At 51.1% G+C, this 18,728-nt stretch carries 15 protein-coding genes; 13 read left to right on the top strand and 2 right to left on the bottom strand.

Annotated elements, in window-relative coordinates; translation table 11 throughout:
- Positions 1-81: 81 nt before the first annotated feature.
- Positions 82-924 carry a CatB-related O-acetyltransferase gene (locus tag OCU14_RS11240; RefSeq protein ID WP_309296923.1) on the bottom strand — a complete coding sequence of 281 codons (843 nt, stop codon included), beginning with the start codon at positions 922-924 and terminating at the stop codon, positions 82-84.
- A 413-nt stretch (positions 925-1,337) separates the two neighbouring features.
- Between OCU14_RS11240 and kimA the strand changes: the two genes are divergently transcribed.
- Both kimA and OCU14_RS05940 read left to right on the top strand, forming a co-directional pair.
- Positions 1,338-3,173, top strand: a complete 1,836-nt coding sequence (kimA, locus tag OCU14_RS05945) for a potassium transporter KimA (RefSeq protein ID WP_261810219.1) — start codon at positions 1,338-1,340, stop codon at positions 3,171-3,173.
- Positions 3,174-3,586: 413 nt separating this feature from the next.
- Positions 3,587-4,681 (top strand): glycosyltransferase family 4 protein, encoded by a 1,095-nt coding sequence (locus OCU14_RS05940; protein ID WP_057878737.1) that lies wholly within the window; start codon positions 3,587-3,589, stop codon positions 4,679-4,681.
- 70 nt (positions 4,682-4,751) lie between these two features.
- On the opposite strand, the gene OCU14_RS05935 is transcribed toward OCU14_RS05940, so the two are convergent.
- On the bottom strand, positions 4,752-5,405 hold the full coding sequence (locus OCU14_RS05935) for a YigZ family protein (RefSeq protein WP_261810218.1): 654 nt from the start codon (positions 5,403-5,405) through the stop codon (positions 4,752-4,754).
- Positions 5,406-5,479: 74 nt separating this feature from the next.
- On the opposite strand from OCU14_RS05935, the gene OCU14_RS05930 reads away from it, so the two are divergent.
- The 11 genes from OCU14_RS05930 (at position 5,480) to pstA (ending at position 18,707) form a co-directional block, all read left to right on the top strand.
- Positions 5,480-6,799, top strand: a complete 1,320-nt coding sequence (locus OCU14_RS05930) for an ATP-dependent helicase ComFA (RefSeq protein ID WP_261810217.1) — start codon at positions 5,480-5,482, stop codon at positions 6,797-6,799.
- Entirely contained in the window at positions 6,793-7,467 is a 675-nt protein-coding gene (locus OCU14_RS05925; protein WP_261810216.1) for a ComF family protein, read from the top strand. The genes OCU14_RS05930 and OCU14_RS05925 overlap by 7 nt, the downstream gene beginning before the upstream one ends.
- A gap of 139 nt (positions 7,468-7,606) precedes the next feature.
- A complete protein-coding gene (gene hpf, locus OCU14_RS05920; protein ID WP_057878733.1) occupies positions 7,607-8,158 on the top strand; it encodes a ribosome hibernation-promoting factor, HPF/YfiA family in 552 nt (183 codons plus the stop codon).
- Between the two features lie 195 nt (positions 8,159-8,353).
- Entirely contained in the window at positions 8,354-10,717 is a 2,364-nt protein-coding gene (secA, locus tag OCU14_RS05915; protein ID WP_261810215.1) for a preprotein translocase subunit SecA, read from the top strand.
- A 170-nt stretch (positions 10,718-10,887) separates the two neighbouring features.
- Positions 10,888-12,004 (top strand): peptide chain release factor 2 gene (gene prfB, locus OCU14_RS05910; RefSeq protein ID WP_261810214.1). Its coding sequence is split into 2 segments (ribosomal slippage): positions 10,888-10,959 and positions 10,961-12,004, totalling 1,116 coding nucleotides; the frame shifts between segments, so codons are not numbered across the junction.
- Positions 12,005-12,578: 574 nt separating this feature from the next.
- Positions 12,579-13,733: a PDZ domain-containing protein gene (locus tag OCU14_RS05905; RefSeq protein ID WP_261810213.1), complete on the top strand. Its 1,155-nt coding sequence runs from the start codon at positions 12,579-12,581 to the stop codon at positions 13,731-13,733.
- A 3-nt stretch (positions 13,734-13,736) separates the two neighbouring features.
- On the top strand, positions 13,737-14,447 hold the full coding sequence (locus OCU14_RS05900; RefSeq protein WP_261810212.1) for a response regulator: 711 nt from the start codon (positions 13,737-13,739) through the stop codon (positions 14,445-14,447).
- Entirely contained in the window at positions 14,444-15,811 is a 1,368-nt protein-coding gene (locus OCU14_RS05895; protein WP_261810211.1) for a sensor histidine kinase, read from the top strand. Before OCU14_RS05900 ends, OCU14_RS05895 begins: the two co-directional genes overlap by 4 nt.
- Positions 15,812-16,009: 198 nt before the next feature.
- Complete coding sequence (locus OCU14_RS05890; RefSeq protein WP_261810210.1) at positions 16,010-16,897, top strand: phosphate ABC transporter substrate-binding protein PstS family protein; 888 nt, start codon at positions 16,010-16,012, stop codon at positions 16,895-16,897.
- Positions 16,894-17,823 (top strand): phosphate ABC transporter permease subunit PstC, encoded by a 930-nt coding sequence (gene pstC, locus OCU14_RS05885; protein ID WP_261810209.1) that lies wholly within the window; start codon positions 16,894-16,896, stop codon positions 17,821-17,823. Before OCU14_RS05890 ends, pstC begins: the two co-directional genes overlap by 4 nt.
- A complete protein-coding gene (gene pstA, locus OCU14_RS05880) occupies positions 17,823-18,707 on the top strand; it encodes a phosphate ABC transporter permease PstA (RefSeq protein WP_261810208.1) in 885 nt (294 codons plus the stop codon). Before pstC ends, pstA begins: the two co-directional genes overlap by 1 nt.
- The last annotated feature ends 21 nt before the right edge of the window (positions 18,708-18,728 follow it).

Genomic DNA, 18,728 nt, shown 5'->3' with positions numbered 1-18,728 from the left:
CTCCATATACCTACTGTAATTCAAAAAAAGCTCTGTAAAACCAAATCGGTTTTACAGAGCTAATCTTAGTATGTTTTATGGCTATTCAGGTTGTTTAGCGGCTGCGATGAGGTCGTCAAAGCTTGTGCTAACAGGTGTAAATGGTTGGATGGCATCGGTAGCGGCGAGGTTACCAACCTTGTCGATAAAGCTTTCGATCGGCTCGTCGGGCGTCACCCCACGGAAGTCGCCGAAGCCGTACTGCCACCATTTCAAGGCCACAAGTTGGTCGATGACCGATTGTGGGAAACGGTATTTGAGCACGCGGGCGGGGATGCCGCCGACCACCGCATAGGCTGGGACATCCTTGGTGACGAGGGCCCCGCCGGCAATGACGGCACCATCCCCAACCGTGGCCCCAGCTGGGGTGAAGCGGACATCCTGACCAATCCAGACGTCGTTACCAATAACAATCGGACCACCGTTGCGAACCGGATTGGGCTTGCGTTCAAAGGTATTTTCAGTGGTTGCTAAGTAGTCGTTAAAGGCTGTGACGCGGTCGTCATAGGTGAGCATAGACGTGGTAAATCGGGTTGTCGGGTGACTTCCCTGCATACGGGTCACATTGCTGGCGATGGAGGAGTAACGGCCAATCACGGTGTTAATTGGCAGATTGCTGTTCGTGGAGCTAAAGGCGCCCATGCTACAGAAGTGGCGGCCAAAGAGAAATAGGCTATACGGTTCGATTTGGAGACTAACGGGAAGCCGAATGGGCCGTTGATAGTGGATGCGGTGGCCATCTTGGCGACGTGAAAGCGTATAGATGTGTCGTGCCGTTAGAAAATCGGCGAGTTCCGGTGTAAATAACACAGTTTGATTGCGATGGGAGTGGGTCGCCGTCAGGTTATCTTGGAAAAAGGTGACCCCATTGATCAGAGTTGACATCGTTCACACTTCTTTCTTTAGGCCCAGTATACGATAATCTAGTAGCGAGTTGACCAATAAGCAACACGTTTTGTAAGCGGTTTAACAATTGCTAGCCACAACCATTGACAGGAAATAGGGTGTACGATCTGATCACGACTTGTCAGAGGTAGCGGCAATGAAACCGATACCAAAAACGTCCCGAAGATCAGCAACACAACTTTGGTAAAATCAAGGCTTTATTTCCGCCCAAGGTTGCCGGATAATGGGGAAGTTCGTCTGCCACTATTTTGCAGTTGCTAACTGCGGTAATTGTGGTAATGTTTAGACAGTTGTAGTAGAATTACGTCTGCACTTGAACTTCAATAAATCGAGCATCATTAAGCGGGTTTTGACCCGTTTTCATTATTTATGGAGATAAGGAGTAACTAGTCATGTGGCATTATTTAAAGCGGGTTTTAATTGGGAAACCTCTAAAAACCATGGACGAGGGCGGTCAAGCGTTGACCAAGTTTAAGGCATTAGCCTTACTGTCATCCGACGCCCTATCCTCTGTGGCATATGGTACTGAGCAAATCACCACAGTTCTGATCACCTTATCCGCAGCAGCCATGATGTATCAATTATACGTTGCGGCATTGGTCTTAGTTCTGTTATTTGCGATTACGCTTTCTTACCAGCAAATTATTCATGCTTACCCTTCTGGTGGTGGGGCCTATGTGGTTGCCAGCACCAACTGGGGTGAAGGCGCGGGATTAGTCGCGGGTGGATCATTACTGGTCGACTACATGTTAACGGTGGCCGTGTCCACGACCTCCGGAACTGAAGCGATCACGTCGGCTATTCCCGGTTTGTCGAAGTATTCCGTATTGGTCTCGGTATTAATCGTTGTTGGGATTATGTTAATGAACCTTCGGGGGATGCGTGAATCGGCGGCGTTCTTAACGTTACCGGTGTACTTCTTCATTGCGATGATCTTCATCATGATTGGTGTCGGTTTCTACAATATCGTCACTGGAAATATCACTTACCATGCTGCGGCACCGGTAGGGGGCAAGGTTTCTGGGATGACGTTGCTTCTGTTCTTCCGGGCATTCTCCTCCGGGTCATCATCACTGACCGGGGTTGAAGCCATCAGTAACGCGGTTCCAAACTTTAAGAAGCCTAAGAGTCATAACGCGGCCGCAACGTTGGCCATCATGGCAACGATTTTGGCGATCTTCTTCGGTGGGATTACCTTCATGAGTTACTACATGGGTATCCGACCACAAGCTAGTCAAACGGTGCTTTCGCAGATTGGAACCAACGTCTTCGGTCATGGCATCATCTATTATCTTTTCCAATTATCTACTGCCTTAATTTTAGCTGTCGCCGCCAATACCGGATTCTCAGCGTTTCCAATTCTGGCCTATAACTTGGCTAAAGATAAGTTTCTCCCACATGCTTACTTAGACCGAGGAGACCGGCTGGGTTATTCCAATGGGATCATCTCATTGGCACTGGGTGCGATTGCTCTGATCTTCATCTTCCATGGGCAAACGACGTTGTTGATTCCACTGTATGCCATTGGGGTGTTCGTACCATTTACGTTGTCTCAATCTGGGATGATTATTCACTGGTTTAGAACCCGTGAAGGTTTCTGGCAAGGGAAAGCTTTCATTAACTTTGTTGGGGCTTTAATCTCTGTGGTCTTAGTGACATTCCTCTTGATTACGCGTTTCGGCAACATTTGGCCATATCTGATCATCATGCCATTGATTCTGCGGTTGTTCTACCGCATTCACGAGCACTATGGCAAGGTTGCTAAGCAGTTGCGGGTAGCCGCAAAGGCCAAGGCCGAAGTTCACGAGTATGATGGGGCCACGGTCATTGTCTTGGTCAGCAACATCACTCGGGTGACGACTGGCGCTATCAATTACGCCCGGTCTATCGGGGATTACGTCATTGCGATGCACGTTTCCTTCGATGAAAATCCACAGAAGGAACATAAGACCGCTCAGGAATTCAAGGAGGAATTCCCAGACATTCGGTTTGTGGATATTCACTCCTCCTACCGGTCAATTGCAACGCCAACGTTGCGGTTCTGTGATGTGATTGCTAAGCGGGCGGCCGAACGAAACTTCACGACCACCGTGCTGGTACCTCAATTCGTGCCACGCCATCCTTGGCAAAATGTGTTGCATAACCAGACGGCCTTACGTCTGCGGGCAACGCTGAATTCACGTGAAAATATTATTGTGTCAACTTATAACTATCACTTAAAAGAGTAGTTGCGGTGCCGAGGAGCTTCCTCGGTGGCCCCAATACTCGGCGGTGGGCCTTCTGTCAGGAGGGTTCGCCGCTTTTTTGATCCGGTTCTAAGGAAATTGTTTGGCAAGTTAACGGCAGTTATCGTGGCCGTTGACTCGTTTTTTCACAAGACCCGTCAATTTGATCGTGGCGCGAGAGATTCGGGATCGTTACACTTGCGAAATCCCTTGGACACAAAGATTGTTCGGAAGGGTGAAGGCAAATGTGGCGTGAAAATTATTTGATTTATGAAAATGATTTCATGAGTTTGTGAATAATGGCACCGCTTAAATCTTCCGTAAGGTTCGGTGGCAACCCTAAAAGGCGGTTGTGTTTGATTTGTGAGATTTGTATAATTAGCAAAAGAACCGATAGAAAAGAAAGAGGACACTTTATGAAATTTGAGATTATTGTTAGCTTATTCGCTACCATGATTATCTCCGCAGTCCTAACGCCGTTTGTACGCCGCCTTGCGTTTCAAATTGGTGCGGTGGATAAACCAAATCAGCGACGCGTCAACAAGGTGCCCATGCCCACATTGGGTGGCTTGGCAATCTTCATTGCCTTCACCTTCTCGACCATGTTTCTACTCCGTGATCAGATGCCAACGCAGCAGCTCTGGGGATTGTTCGGTGGGGAATGCATTATCGTTGCCGGCGGGATGATCGATGATGTCTTTGAATTACGGCCGCGGCAAAAGGTGATGTTTCAAACCTTGGCGGCCTTAGAAGTTTACTTCGTTGCCGGTGTGCGGATGCGTTACCTGACGTTACCCTTTGTTGGCGTTTGGCATTTCGGCTGGTTAGCCTTACCTATTACGTTGATCTGGATTGTGGCGATTATTAACGCCATCAACCTGATCGACGGCCTTGATGGGTTGGCAACCGGAGTTTCCATCATTGCGTTAACCACGACGGGGATCACGGGACTCTTCTTCCTCAACGTGGCCAACACCTGGGTGGCCATCATGATTTTCGCCTTAGTCGCCGCCATGGTCGGGTTTCTACCTTACAACTTCTTCCCAGCGCGAATTTATCTGGGAGATACCGGGGCCCAGTTTATCGGGTTCATGATTGCCTGCTTCTCCCTGTATGGGTTGAAAAACGTGACGTTTATCTCCGTGATTATCCCCGTGATTATCCTGGGGGTTCCGATTACCGATACGGTTTACGCCATGATTCGACGGATCTTGAACAAACAGCCCATCTCGCACGCCGATAAGCACCATCTGCATCACCGATTGATGCAGTTGGGTCTGACCCACCGGCAAACGGTGCTGGTCATCTACGGGATTGCGCTAATTTTCTCCTTTATTTCCTTGCTGTATCCGCTGTCCACGATCTGGGGGTCGGTCCTCCTGACCATCGCCATCCTAATTGGGTTGGAGCTCTTCGTGGAGGCCATTGGACTGGTCGGTTCCGATCGACAGCCACTGTTACACTGGATCAATCACATTGTTAAAAAGCTGACGTCAAAGAATTCCGATTAGGGATGTTGACGGTAGACGAAAGGACTCGAATCTTAACGATTCGGGTCCCTTTTTTTGACAAATGAAATGGTCAACGATTGCTGGCATGAATTTCAACGGGAACCTCGTGATAGGCCACGGGGCCTTCCTTAACTGTGAATTGGTTGCTGAGCAGATTGGTAATGGCATCCTGAGTCGGAGTCACGGCATCGAGGTCAACGGCGATGGTCACCGCCACAGCGTCGGTATAGGCCGTGTCTAGCACGCTGATGGCGTTCTCGGTCAGGTAGTGGGCCAGACGGTCGTAGAGAGGATAAGACACGGTGAGGGTGAGCTCACGCTGTCTGACGAGTCTGACCACTCCGGTGGCTTCGACACCCGTGGAAGTGGCGTTGCTGTAAGCACGGATTAGGCCGCCCGCCCCGAGCTTGATTCCGCCGAAGTACCGGGTGACGACGGTGATGGCGTTGTGCAGGTCGTTTCGCTTGAGAACGGTTAAGATCGGCACGCCGGCGGTTCCTGAGGGCTCGCCGTTGTCGCTTTCCCGTTGAATTTCGTCGTGTTCTCCCAAGACATAGGCCCAACAATGGTGGGTTGCCTTGGGTTCACGAGCGATAACACCGGCGATAAAGGCCTGAGCCTCTTCCTCGGTGATGACACGGCCAACGTCGGCGATGAACCGAGATTTTTTGATTTCTAGCTCATGTTGGCCAGCTTCTTTGATGGTGAGGTAATCAGTTTCCATAAAATAACCATCCTTTACAAATTTTACGCTGTCGATTACGGAGTTATCCCTGAATGACTAGGGAGGGATAACGAATGACAGATTTTTCAGAATTATTTGGGCGCCGATCGCCGGTACCACTCCCGGGAGCACCGGAGATGGTGACCAGTAAAGCGGTTACGGCGATCGGTCAGCGCTGGCAATGCCAACGTTGTCGCCAATGGATTGCGGCAACCGATCGATTGCCAAATGGTGACTGGTACTGTCGCACCTGCCTTCAATTGGGTCGGTTGACCTCTCGGGATCGATTATACACTATTCCGGAACCGAATCGGTTTGCCCGACTGGTGATGGGGGGCTTGACTTGGCACGGTCGGCTCAGCGCCAGGCAAATGCAGGCAGCTCAAGCCGTTCAAAAACACGCGTTAGCCGGCCAGCGGCAGCTCTTGTGGGCGGTGACCGGAGCCGGCAAGACTGAGATTGTTTATCCGGCTCTGGCCGATGCGTTGGCTCGGGGTTGGCGGGTGGCGTGGGTCTCACCCCGAATCGATGTTTGTTTAGAGCTTGCCCCGCGTCTGCAACGCGACTTTGGTGGGGTCGAGCAGTGCGTACTCTACGGTGGGCAACCGGTCCCGTATCACTATTGTCAGCTAACGATCTGTACGACACACCAATTGTTGCGCTTCGATCAGGCCTTCGACTGGATTATTGTCGATGAAGTTGATGCTTTTCCCTTAGCCACCAGTCCGATGCTACAGGTCGCCATTGATCGTGCACAGAAGACGCAGGGCAGTTGCCTATATCTGACGGCAACGCCCGGAGAACGCCTACAACGAGAGATTAGGCAGGGAAAATTAGCCGTCACCTACTTGCCACTGCGTTATCATGGTTATTTGTTGCCACCGCTTCAGCTCAAGATCAGTTGGCGGTGGCGACAACAGTTGGGGCGCGGACGGCTTCCGGCCGGGCTGCAACGACAGCTCCGTCTTTGGTGGACGGCGCGACGGCCATTTTTAGTCTTTGTGCCGCACGTGGCCGATCTGCCGGTGGTCATGGCGGTGCTCATGAAAGCTGGGCTGAGTGGTGGAACCACGGTTCATGCCGCCGACCCCGAACGACAGGCCAAGGTCCAGGCTTTTCGGGCGGGCAACTATCGTTTTCTGTTAACGACGACCATTTTGGAGCGGGGGGTCACGTTTCCGAAAGTGGCCGTGGCCATCTTGGGGGCGGATGACCCGGTATTTTCGACGGCAGCCTTGGTCCAGATTGCCGGGCGGGTCGGCCGACTGGCAACTGATTCTGGCGGGCAGGTCCTGGCCTACTGTCACAGCAATGCCCGGACTGTCCAACGCGCCCGCAACATGATCACTCGTCTGAACCGGCAGGGTCGGCGTCAGGGGGGACGACCATGTTAACCTGTGTGTGGTGTGGCCGGTCGTTTGCCCCGGCTATAACGGTGACCATGATTTGGCAGTGGCGGCCATTGCCGCAACCGGCGTTGTGTGCCACTTGTCATGATCGATTGACGCCGATTAGTCCGCAGCATTGCCCGCAGTGTGGTCGGCAACAGACTACCGTTGAAGTCTGCCGAGATTGCCGACGCTGGCATGATAACCTCCGTAATCGGGCCGTGTATCGCTATGATGCGGGGATGAAAGCCTACATGCAACAGTATAAATTTCAGGGGGACTATCGGTTGCGATTGGGTCTGCAAGAGGCACTCAGGCTGGCCTTGGAACAGGTAGACTATGATATTTTGGTCCCGATTCCCATTGATGAGCGAACTTGGCAGACCCGGGGGTTCAACCAGGTGACGGGATGGCTGACGGGCCAACCTTTTCAGCAAGCACTGGCCGTCACGGCAACCCATAAGGACCGGCCACAGTCGGCCAAGACCCGACAGGAACGTCTCCTGACACCCCAACCCTTTGAACTGGTCGCTGGGGCTAGTGACCTCTTAGCCAATCGGCGTGTTTTACTACTGGATGACGTGTATACGACGGGGCGAACCCTGAGACATGCGGCTCAGCAAATTTATTTAGGTGGCGCGAAAGCGGTTACTAGCCTGACTTTAGCGCGTTAAGCGTCGATAAAAATGACAAGATTAATTGTTTATGAGAAGGCTTTCTATTATAATAAATGTAAGCAAAGCATATTAGAAGAGTGGTCCTTCTAGTGCTGAGCAAGCCAAGCAATCTCTTGGCTGAAGGGAGAGAAGTTTTATGCTCACATTTAATATTCGTGGTGAAAACATCGAAGTTACTGACGCAATACGGGATTACGTTGAAAAGCGTATCAGCAAGTTGGAGAAATATTTCGACAACAAAGTTGAGGCAATTGCGCATGTCAACCTGAAGGTCTACCAAAACAAGACAGCGAAGGTTGAAGTAACAATCCCACTCCCATACTTGACATTACGGGCGGAGGAAACCTCTCCGGACTTATATGCAAGTGTTGACCTGGTTACTGACAAGCTGGAACGTCAAATTCGCAAGTACAAGACCAAAGTTAACCGTAAGTCTCGGGAAAAAGGCTACAAGCATCTTGATTTCGCTTCAGAGGCTGCGGAAGAACCAGCTGAAAGTAACGAGCTCGAGGTTGTCCGGACTAAACGCGTTTCGTTAAAGCCAATGGATAATGAAGAAGCTGTTCTGCAAATGGACATGTTAGGCCACGACTTCTTTATCTACGAGGATGCTGAAACCAATGGGATCAGCATTGTCTACCGCCGCAACGACGGCCGTTATGGTCTGATTGAAGCCGACGACCAATAATGTTGACTAACTAACGAAGTACCGCCTAGGCGGTGCTTTTTTAGTCTCAGCACGCAAAGAATTCGCTTTCATCATTCGCTAGATGGGTAGAAAAGTTTCATCTTGCCTTGGTTAGTGTTAAAATGTAGGTTGATTTATTGCCAAGAAATAGGTAACTTTAAATAGACTTATAAAAGTACTGAAGGGAATTCTCACATGCCAAATATTTTGAAACGATGGGTCGAAAGTGATCGACGGACTTTACGACGCCTAAGTAAATTAGCGGATGAAGTTGGCGCTTACGCTGACGATTACGCAAAGCTGTCAGATGAAGATCTGAAGGCTAAAACGCCAGAATTTAAACAGCGCTATCAAGACGGCGAAACCTTGGATGATTTATTGCCAGAGGCCTTCGCTGCCATTCGTGAAGGTGCGAAGCGGGTCCTCGGCCTCTATCCATTCCACGTCCAAATCATGGGTGGGATTGTCCTTCACGAAGGTAACATTGCCGAAATGAAGACCGGTGAAGGGAAAACCTTGACCGCAACGATGCCAGTCTACCTGAATGCCTTAGCTGGCAAAGGGGTTCACGTTGTGACGGTTAACGAATACCTGTCTGCACGTGATGCCACTGAAATGGGTGAACTGTACAACTGGATGGGCTTGACGGTTGGCTTGAACTCTGCCGAAAAGTCTTCCGAAGAAAAGCGTGAGGCCTACTTGGCTGATATCACGTACTCCACCAACGGGGAAATCGGGTTCGATTACCTGCGGGATAACATGGTGGTTTACAAAGAAGATATGGTTCAACGTCCTTTAAACTTTGCCATTGTCGACGAAGTGGACTCCATCTTAATTGATGAAGCCCGGACGCCACTGATCATTTCTGGTCAATCCGAAGGTACGAGTGCCTTGTACCAACGAGTGGACCGGTTTGCCAAGACCCTGCATGAAGAAGACGACTTTAAGATTGATTTGGAATCTAAGACGGTTGCCTTAACTGATACAGGGATTGAAAAGGCTGAAAAGTACTTCAACCTGAAGAACCTCTACGATACCGACAACACGGCCTTGACTCACCACATGGACCAAGCCTTGCGGGCTAACTACATCATGTTGCGTGATAAGGATTACGTGGTTCAAGAAGGAGAAGTTCTCATCGTTGACTCGTTTACTGGACGGGTTATGGATGGTCGGCGTTACTCCGATGGCTTGCACCAAGCGATCGAAGCCAAGGAAGGCGTTGAGATTCAGGAAGAAACCAAGACGATGGCCAATATCACCTACCAAAACTTATTCCGGATGTACAAGAAGCTTTCCGGGATGACGGGTACGGCGAAGACCGAAGCCGAAGAATTCCGCGAAATCTACAACATGGAAGTGGTCTCCGTGCCAACCAACAAACCGGTTGTCCGGGTTGACCAACCTGACTTGTTGTACCCAACCTTGGAATCCAAGTTCGATGCCGTTGTGACCGAAATCAAGACGTTACACACCAAGGGCCAACCGATGTTAATCGGGACCGTTGCCGTTGAAACGTCCGAATACCTGTCCGAACGACTCGACCAGGAAAAAATTCCGCACGTGGTCTTGAACGCGAAGAACCATGCCAAGGAAGCTGACATCATTCAGAATGCCGGTCAACGTGGGGCCGTTACCATCGCCACCAACATGGCTGGGCGGGGGACCGATATTAAATTGGGACCCGGCGTGGTTGAAATTGGTGGGTTAGCCGTTATCGGGACTGAACGTCACGAGTCTCGGCGGATTGATAACCAACTTCGTGGCCGTTCCGGTCGTCAAGGGGATCCTGGTATGACGCAGTTCTACCTGTCTCTGGAAGATGACTTGATGCGTCGATTCGGTTCCGATCGAGTTAAGGGCTTCTTGGAACGAATGAACGTTGAAGGTGAAGACGCCGTTATTCGGAGTCGGATGATCACCAAGCAAGTTGAATCCGCTCAGAAGCGAGTTGAAGGGAATAACTATGATTCCCGGAAGAACGTTCTGCAGTACGATGATGTTATGCGTCAACAACGTGACGTGATCTACGGTGAACGTAACGAGGTCATCAACCAAGGCGATTCACTGAAATGGGTTCTGATGCCAATGATCAAGCGGACCGTTGACCGGGTGGTTAACTTACACACCCAAGGCGACAAGTCTGACTGGGATTTGGACACGTTACTTGATTTCGGGATCTCGGCGATGGTTTCACCCGAAAAGATCAGCCTGGCTGACCTGAAGGATAAGTCTGCTGACGAGATTAAGGCCTACTTCATGGGCTTAGCCGAAGCCGTTTATGCCGAAAAGGAAAAGCAACTCTACGATCCCGCTCAAATGCTGGAATTCGAAAAGGTTGTGCTTCTGCGGGTTGTTGACTCTCACTGGACCGACCACATTGATGCGATGGATCAATTGCGTCAATCAATCGGCTTACGGGGTTACGGTCAATTGAACCCACTGGTTGAATATCAACAAGATGGTTTCCGGATGTTTGAAGAAATGATTTCAGATATCGATTACGATGCCACCCGGTTGTTCATGAAGTCAGAAATTAGACAAAATATTACCCGATAATCGGGAACTGGCGAGGCGGGAAGAGATTCCGGCCTCGTTTTTTTGAAAGAGTGTACGCATGGGCGATTAGTCAGCGAACGTTAACGTTGCGGAGCTGGTTGCCTATGAGTGCACGTTTCCACAAGGTTAACAACAGCGACAAAAACTATTTAACTAAGGAGCCAAACAAAATGGACTTAAGCGATGCAAAACGGAACATTGCGGCCATGCAGGAACAACTCGACGGCTTTAGGGGGTCACTTTGACTTCGATGCCCTGAACGAGAGCATCAGCGTTAACGAGGCACAAATGGCCCAACCAGGGTTCTGGGACGACGCGAATGCCGCCCAAAAACTGATTGACGAAACCAACGAGATGAAGGGGAAGGTCAGTGAGTTTGAGGCCTTGCGCGACCAGGTTGCCGATCTGGAAGTGGCCGTTGAGTTACTGCAAGAAGAACCGGATGATGACATGCAGGCCGAGTTTGACCAGAACTACACCAAGGCTGAGGATGCCTTGCGTCAGTATCGGTTGAACCTGTTATTGAATCAACGTTACGACCGGAATAACGCCATCCTAGAAATTCACCCGGGTGCCGGGGGGACGGAATCACAGGACTGGGGTTCCATGTTAATGCGGATGTACACCCGATGGGCAGAGCAACACCATTTCCAGGTGACCATCTTGGACTATCAGGCTGGAGATGTTGCGGGGCTCGGGAGTGCTACGCTCCTAATTGCTGGACGCAATGCCTATGGCTATCTGCGTTCCGAGAAGGGGGTCCACCGGTTAGTGCGGATCTCCCCATTTGATTCGGCCGGCCGGCGACACACGTCGTTTGCGTCGGTGGACGTCTTGCCAGAATTGGACGAGACGGTTGATGTTGAGATTAATCCGGCGGACTTGAAGGTCGATGTTTATCGGGCTTCCGGTGCCGGTGGGCAACACGTCAACAAGACCTCTTCAGCGGTGCGGATTACCCACTTGCCAACGGGAATTGTGACGCAGAGTCAGGCCCAACGATCACAACTTCAAAACCGGCAAACGGCCTTGGCCATGTTACGGGCTAAGTTGTATGAACGGGAAGAAGAAAAGAAGGCTCAGGAAAAGGCGGCTATCGAAGGTGAACAACTGGACATCGGTTGGGGGTCACAGATTCGTTCCTACGTCTTCCATCCCTATACCATGGTGAAGGACCATCGGACCAACTACGAAACCGGGAATGGCCAGGCCGTCATGGATGGCGATCTCGATCCGTTTATCGATGCCTATCTTCAGTGGCAGTTGAGCCAGAAGAATCCACAATAACTGTGTCTATGAACTGATAGGCAACATGGATATCCTTCACGCCTTACCGGTCGCCGGTTATGGGCTGGAACGGTGCGAACACAACTTGAAGCCTCGAAGAACACGAGTCTTCAAGTTTGGTTTTCTCCTAAGCCAGTGAGAAGTTCACTCACTGACTAAGGAGAACGACGCGCCTGAGCCCATAACCGGCGACCTCACGGCTTAGATGGCGGATCGGTAGCGACACTAGGTGATACCAGCTAAGTTGGCGGAGTAAGATTCACAGCCTTTAAAACAACAAAATTATGGTAGCTATCGCCAAGTGACAAGTGGGTGATAGTTACCATTTTTGAATCGATTTGATGCCGCGTTTTTTACTGGAGAGGCAAACCAGTGATTATCTCAGTTGTGGCAGAGTACCACCTTAGCCGGCGTAATCCCTGGCAGCCGCGGGCGGCCGTTCAACAACACCTGTCATAACTGGTAATTGTTCTAAATGAAGAACCTTTGGGCGGGTAACACGAATGTCGTGTTGCCTGTTTTTGTTTCATGCTATACTGGTGACAGTTATTTTTTCAGGAAAGGTGTCGATGACATGCGAACGTTGATAGCATGTGGCAGTTATCTTTTACAGCCGTTAGTTTGGCTGGCAGTCTTGCGGTTATGGCTGGTGAGCCGTGCGCGCATCAAGCAGGAACGCAAAGATTTTGGGAGTGCTGTCTATAGTGATCACTTTGAATTACGCCATATGCTCACACAGGGGCTTTTGTTGGGGGTGGGGCTCTCGCTGGTCAATATTCTAGTCGGGTTCAGTCTACCGGTTGTGTGGATTTTGGTCTATGAAGCCTTGGCATTAGTCACGCTGGTCGTGCTTCCAACGACGATTCTTCCTCTGACCCTGATTGTGGTGGCCACGGCCGTTACAATTTGGAGCGGATCATACATAACAGATTCATTCAGTCTGAATTCAGTCGGGCTGACCTGGCAGGGCGTCGGGGTTCAAAATTATCTTTGGCTAGGCGTTCTGTTCTTCCTGTTAATGGGCCATTGGGTCGCACATTACGGCGGACGTTTTGTGAGTCCCCGAATCTATGCAAAGCAACGGGGCAAACGCATTGCCGGCTATCCTTGGCGAGAGTTCTTGATTTTGCCGATGGTGACCCTTGTCCCTGGCAATTGGTTCACTAGTCAGTGGGCCTTTTGGCCGGTGGTTCACTTACATGGCCAGAGCTTTGCTATTCTGGTTCTGCCTTTAGTCTTGGGACTACGATTTACGGTATTTCGTCAGGCACCACGCGCTGTCTATCAACGTTTGGCGAAGAAGTTTGTCTGGCTTGGCGTCTTGGCTGCCGCTTTCTTAGGTGTCAGTTTCTTCTGGTCCGCAGTAACCCCAATTCTTTTAATTTTACTGTTGGTTGGTTATGCACTCGTTCTTTGGCAAGCTAAACACTATGATGAGCGTCAACAATTCTGGTATTCTCAGGTTGATGACGGGGTGCGGGTCTTGGCCATTCGGCCAGGAACGCCCGCGGCCAAGCTGGATCTAGCGGCGGGGGACATTATTCTTGAATGTAACCATCGCCCGATTAACAGTGAAACGAGCTTTTATGAAGCCCTATTGGCTAACTCCGCCTATTGCCACTTGCGGGTGCGCGATATGAACGGCGAACTTAAAATGACCGAAACGGCCATCTATTCAGGTGCGCCCCATGAAATTGGTATTGTACTCTTTCGAGATCTGGAGGGATAACCCATGAGCAGAGTCCTAGTCGTAGATGATGAACCAGCGATTGTTACCTTACTGCAGTACAACCTCGAACAGGCGGGTTATCAAGTGGTGACCGCGATTGATGGTGAGCAGGCCTTGAATTTGGCCCTTCACGAACGGTTCGACGTGATCCTCTTGGATTTGATGTTGCCTAAGTTAGATGGGGTTGAAGTGACGAAAAAATTACGTCAGGAAAAGGTTAGCACGCCGATTATTATGATTACTGCGAAGACTAGTGAATTTGATACGGTCTTTGGCCTGGAACTAGGGGCGGATGATTACATCACGAAACCCTTCAGTCCTCGCGAAGTTATTGCCCGAATGAAGGCCGTCATGCGACGCTATCATGATGAAAATGATCAGCCACAGACGGGATCGCGGCCAGCCGGGAACCTCTTACAGGTTGGCGATCTCACGATCGACCAGGATAAGTTTCAGGTTAAACGGGATGACCGTTTGATTGATTTGACCCCTAAAGAATTCGAACTGTTATTGTTCTTTGCGAAACGACCCGGCAAGGTCTGGAGCCGTGAACAGTTGCTAGAAGGCGTCTGGGGCTTCGATTATAGTGGGCAAACGCGGATGGTGGACATTCATGTGTCGCATCTGCGCGAAAAAATTGAACGCGATCCCAAGCATCCAACGCTCCTGCGAACGGTTCGTGGGTTTGGGTATACGTTTGAGGCGCAACCATGAGACGTTTCATTGGCGTGTGGCTGATCTGCGGCCTGGCCAACAGTGTCTTGGTTGCGTTGGTTCAACCAGCCAGTCTGACTGGCGCTTGGATCGTGGCCTGGCTGATTGGACTCCTTGAGGCCCTTGGGATTGTCTTGGGGCTTCGTTGGGCAGACCAGCGTATTGGAATTCTCACTAAGAAAGTGGAGGGGATTCGTCACGAGGAGGAACCGGCCCACGTGCTCCTCTCGCCACACGATCCCTTTCAACAGTTGGCGCTTCAGATTAATTATCTACAAACCCATCAACGTAAAATTCAACGGCAAATGGCGGGGCAGAACCAAGAATTTGCCACGCTACTGGATTACCTGCCCATTGGGGTTATGGTGATTGACCGTTACCGCAAGGTGGAATTGGCCAACCCCGCGATGGAACAGTTTTTACAACACAAAATTTCACCGCGACGGCATCCGTTTACCCAGGACGTCCAGCAATTCGAATTAGCCAGTCTGATCAATTCCGCCTTGACGGAACGTCAGACCCAACAACACGTGTTGAAGGTTAACGATCGGACCGTTGATGCCCGGGCCATCTATACGGCAACGTCCCAGGATTATTTTCAGGTTCTGGTATTGCTCTACGATGTGACGGAAGTCTATGCCGTGGAACAGATGCAAATGGATTTCGTCTCCAACGCGTCACACGAATTGAAGACGCCGGTGACGGCGATCTCGGGTTTTGCCAAGACACTCTTGGCGGGTGCGCAGAACGATCCTGAGAAACGCTCGGAGTTCTTGCACATCATTGATCAGCAAAGTGAACGGTTAGTGGAACTGATTAATGACGTTCTGACCATCTCCCATCTTGAATCGGGGAATGCGGTCGAGGTCAGCATGGTGCCGGTGGGTCAACAGATTGCCACGCAGGTGACGCTACTGGCACCGTTGGCTCAGGTCAATCAGGTAACCCTAGTTAACCAAGTCGATTCAGCCTTTATGGCCGTGACCGATCAGCGCAAGCTCGACCAAATTTTGAAAAATGTCATGAGTAATGCCATTAAATACAATCGTCCGGGTGGTACCGTTACACTCACTCTCACGCAGACACCCCAGGATTGGACGCTCACGATTGCCGACACGGGAATCGGTATTGGTCCTCAGGATCAGCTTAGAGTCTTTGAGCGCTTCTACCGGGCCGATGTGTCGCATTCTAATCAGTTAGTTAGCGGGAGTGGGTTGGGCCTGGCCATTGTACGGGAGCTTGTGCAGTCTCTTAATGGAAAGATCAATCTGCAAAGTCAGTTGGGGGTTGGAACCACGGTAATTCTGACGTTCCCTGTGACCGCGGATCCAGCCACTGATTCTCAAAATACGAGCAAATCCTAAATTAGACCTGACATACAGTCAGGCTTTTTTTGATCGCCTTAACTGACCACTGGGCGGGCTGGTTTGGCCTGCAATTTTTCAGCATCGGGTTACATTTACACAACCTTTACAATACGGCTACGAGACATTTACATTGATTCGGTATACTGACTTTTGTAAGGTCGAGCCGTGACGCTCGGCTAGTAGGAGGTTAGTGAAATGTCGAAAAAACGCTGGTGGCAAGCCATCGGAGCCGTTATTATTGTGGCTCTGGGAATCTTTGCCTACCAAACGCGACAGGTCAGTCATGCTGGTGAATCCATCACCGCAGTCGGGTCAACGGCACTGCAACCCTTGGTGGAAGCGGCTGGAGAACAATATACGGGCGAACACTTAGGCACGTTTATCAACGTCCAAGGTGGGGGAACCGGGACCGGTCTCAGCCAGATTCAAGGGGGGGCCGTTCAGATTGGAAATTCCGACCTCTTTGCCGGTGAACAGAAGGGCATTAAAGCCGCCGCTTTGATTGACCACCGAGTCGCTGTCGTCGGGATTACACCCATCATTAACCGTAAAATCGGACTAAAAAATTTAACGACCCAACAACTCATTCAGGTCTTTACCGGCCAAGTTACCAATTGGCGCGAACTTGGCGGGTCCAACGTGCCGGTCGTGTTGATTAACCGAGCGCAAGGGAGTGGCACGCGGGCGACCTTCGAGCAATTTGGGTTGACTAACCACCGTTCCAAGACCGCTCAGGAACAGGATTCTTCGGGGATGGTTCGTCAGATCGTGGCGACGACACCCGGGGCCATTAGCTACGTGGCCTTTTCTTACGTGAATTCAACCGTTCAAGCCCTCAGTCTAAATGGTATCAAGCCAACCGAAGACAATGTGAAAACCAATCGGTGGCGTATCTGGTCTTACGAACACCTCTATACCAAGGGTCAACCGCACGGCTTAACCAAGCGGTTCATTCAGTACGTTCAGTCACCAGCGATTCAACAGACGCTGGTGCGCCAATTGGGTTACCTGTCACCGGATCAAATGAAGGTTGAACGGGATGTCCACGGCAACGTCACACGACTGGAAGGTGGCAAGTCATGAAAACAACCCAACAATTAGAAAAACAACTCAAGCGACATTCCAAGGCAGCCAAGCTGGAAATCTGGGGCAAGGTGGTGAGCTTCTCTGCTTTACTCCTGATTGTCGCGGTGGTTGTGGGGATTATCGGTTTCGTTGCGTCCAAAGGGATTGCGACCTTTACCAGTAATCACGTCAATCTCTGGGATTTCTTGACGGAGAAAAAATGGAATCCCGGTATCACGGATGCCAATGGGAAGCCTGAAGTTGGGGCGCTACCCATGATTGTCGGGTCATTTCTCATCACGATTCTTTCAGCCATTGTGGCTACACCGTTTGCGATTGGAACGGCGGTGTTTATGAACGAGATTTCACCAAACAAGGGTGCCAAGATTCTTCAACCCGTGACAGAACTGCTGGTGGGGATTCCCTCCGTGGTTTATGGGTTTATCGGTCTCTCGGTGGTCGTGCCAGCGACACGAGCAATCTTTGGGGGCAGCGGTTTCGGAGTTCTCTCCGGAACCTGTGTGCTCTTCGTCATGATTCTGCCGACCGTGACCTCAATGAGCGTGGATGCCTTACGATCGGTTCCACGGTACTACCGAGAAGCCTCATTAGCGCTCGGGGCGACGCAGTGGCAGACCATCTACAAGGTGGTTCTGCGGGCCGCCACGCCAGGCCTCATGACAGCGGTGGTTTTCGGGATGGCACGGGCCTTCGGTGAAGCACTGGCCGTCCAAATGGTTATTGGGAACGCCGCGCTCATGCCGGGAAGCTTAGTGGATCCGGCGGCAACGCTGACTTCCGTGTTAACCACGGGGATCGGGAACACCGTCATGGGCTCCCTGCAAAACAATGCCCTGTGGTCACTGGCCCTGGTATTGTTACTGATGTCACTGGTCTTTAACCTCATTATTCGCTTGATCGGCCGAAAGGGGCGTCTTCAATAGTGAATTCAAAAACGCAAAATAAAATTGCCATTGGGACGTTGTACGGCGTTGCCGGGTTGGTTGTCTTGATTCTCTTGGCGTTGCTCGGCTATATTCTGGTTAGCGGGCTTCCCCAGTTGAGCTGGCATTTTCTGACGGCTCCCGCCAAGGCCTTTCTCAAGGGCGGTGGGGTTGGGGTGCAACTCTACAATTCCTTTTATCTCTTGATTTTAGCGATGTTGATTTCCTTTCCCATTGCCTTGGGCGCGGCGATCTACCTGTACGAATACGCCCGGGACAACTGGGTGACGACCACGATTCGAACGGCCATTGAAATCCTCAGTTCACTACCCTCGGTAGTGGTCGGTCTGTTTGGCTTTCTGTTCTTCGTGGTGAAGCTGCGCCTGGGATTCTCCATTCTCTCCGGGGCTTTTGCCCTGACCTTCTTCAACCTGCCACTTCTGACCCGAAGTATCGAGGATTCTTTGCGAACCATCGACCTCTCGCAACGTGAGGGGGGACTGGCACTGGGGTTATCACGCTGGGAGACCATCACACGGGTCATCTTACCCGCAGCGGTACCGAGCATCCTCACCGGGGTTATCCTGAGTGCAGGTCGGGTCTTCGGGGAAGCGGCGGCCTTGATTTACACGGCCGGCCAGAGTGCCCCCGCCCTCGACTTTACGGATTGGAATCCGTTCAACATCTCCAGTCCATTGAATCCGATGCGTCCGGCCGAAACGTTAGCCGTCCACATTTGGAAGATTAATTCCGAAGGGATCATGCCAGACGCGAAGGCCATTTCATCCGGGTCGTCGGCGGTCCTGGTCCTCGCAATCTTGATCTTTAACTTCGCTGCGCGCTACCTGGGTAAGCGGCTTTACAAGCGGCTCACGTCAGCCTAAAGGAGGGGTGTCATGTTTGTC

The sequence above is a fragment of the Levilactobacillus humaensis genome (assembly GCF_024345185.1).
In the GTDB taxonomy this organism is placed as follows: Bacteria; Bacillota; Bacilli; order Lactobacillales; family Lactobacillaceae; genus Levilactobacillus; species Levilactobacillus humaensis.
Note: the sequence above shows the minus strand (reverse complement) of the source record. Positions and strands in the feature narration are given on the sequence as shown.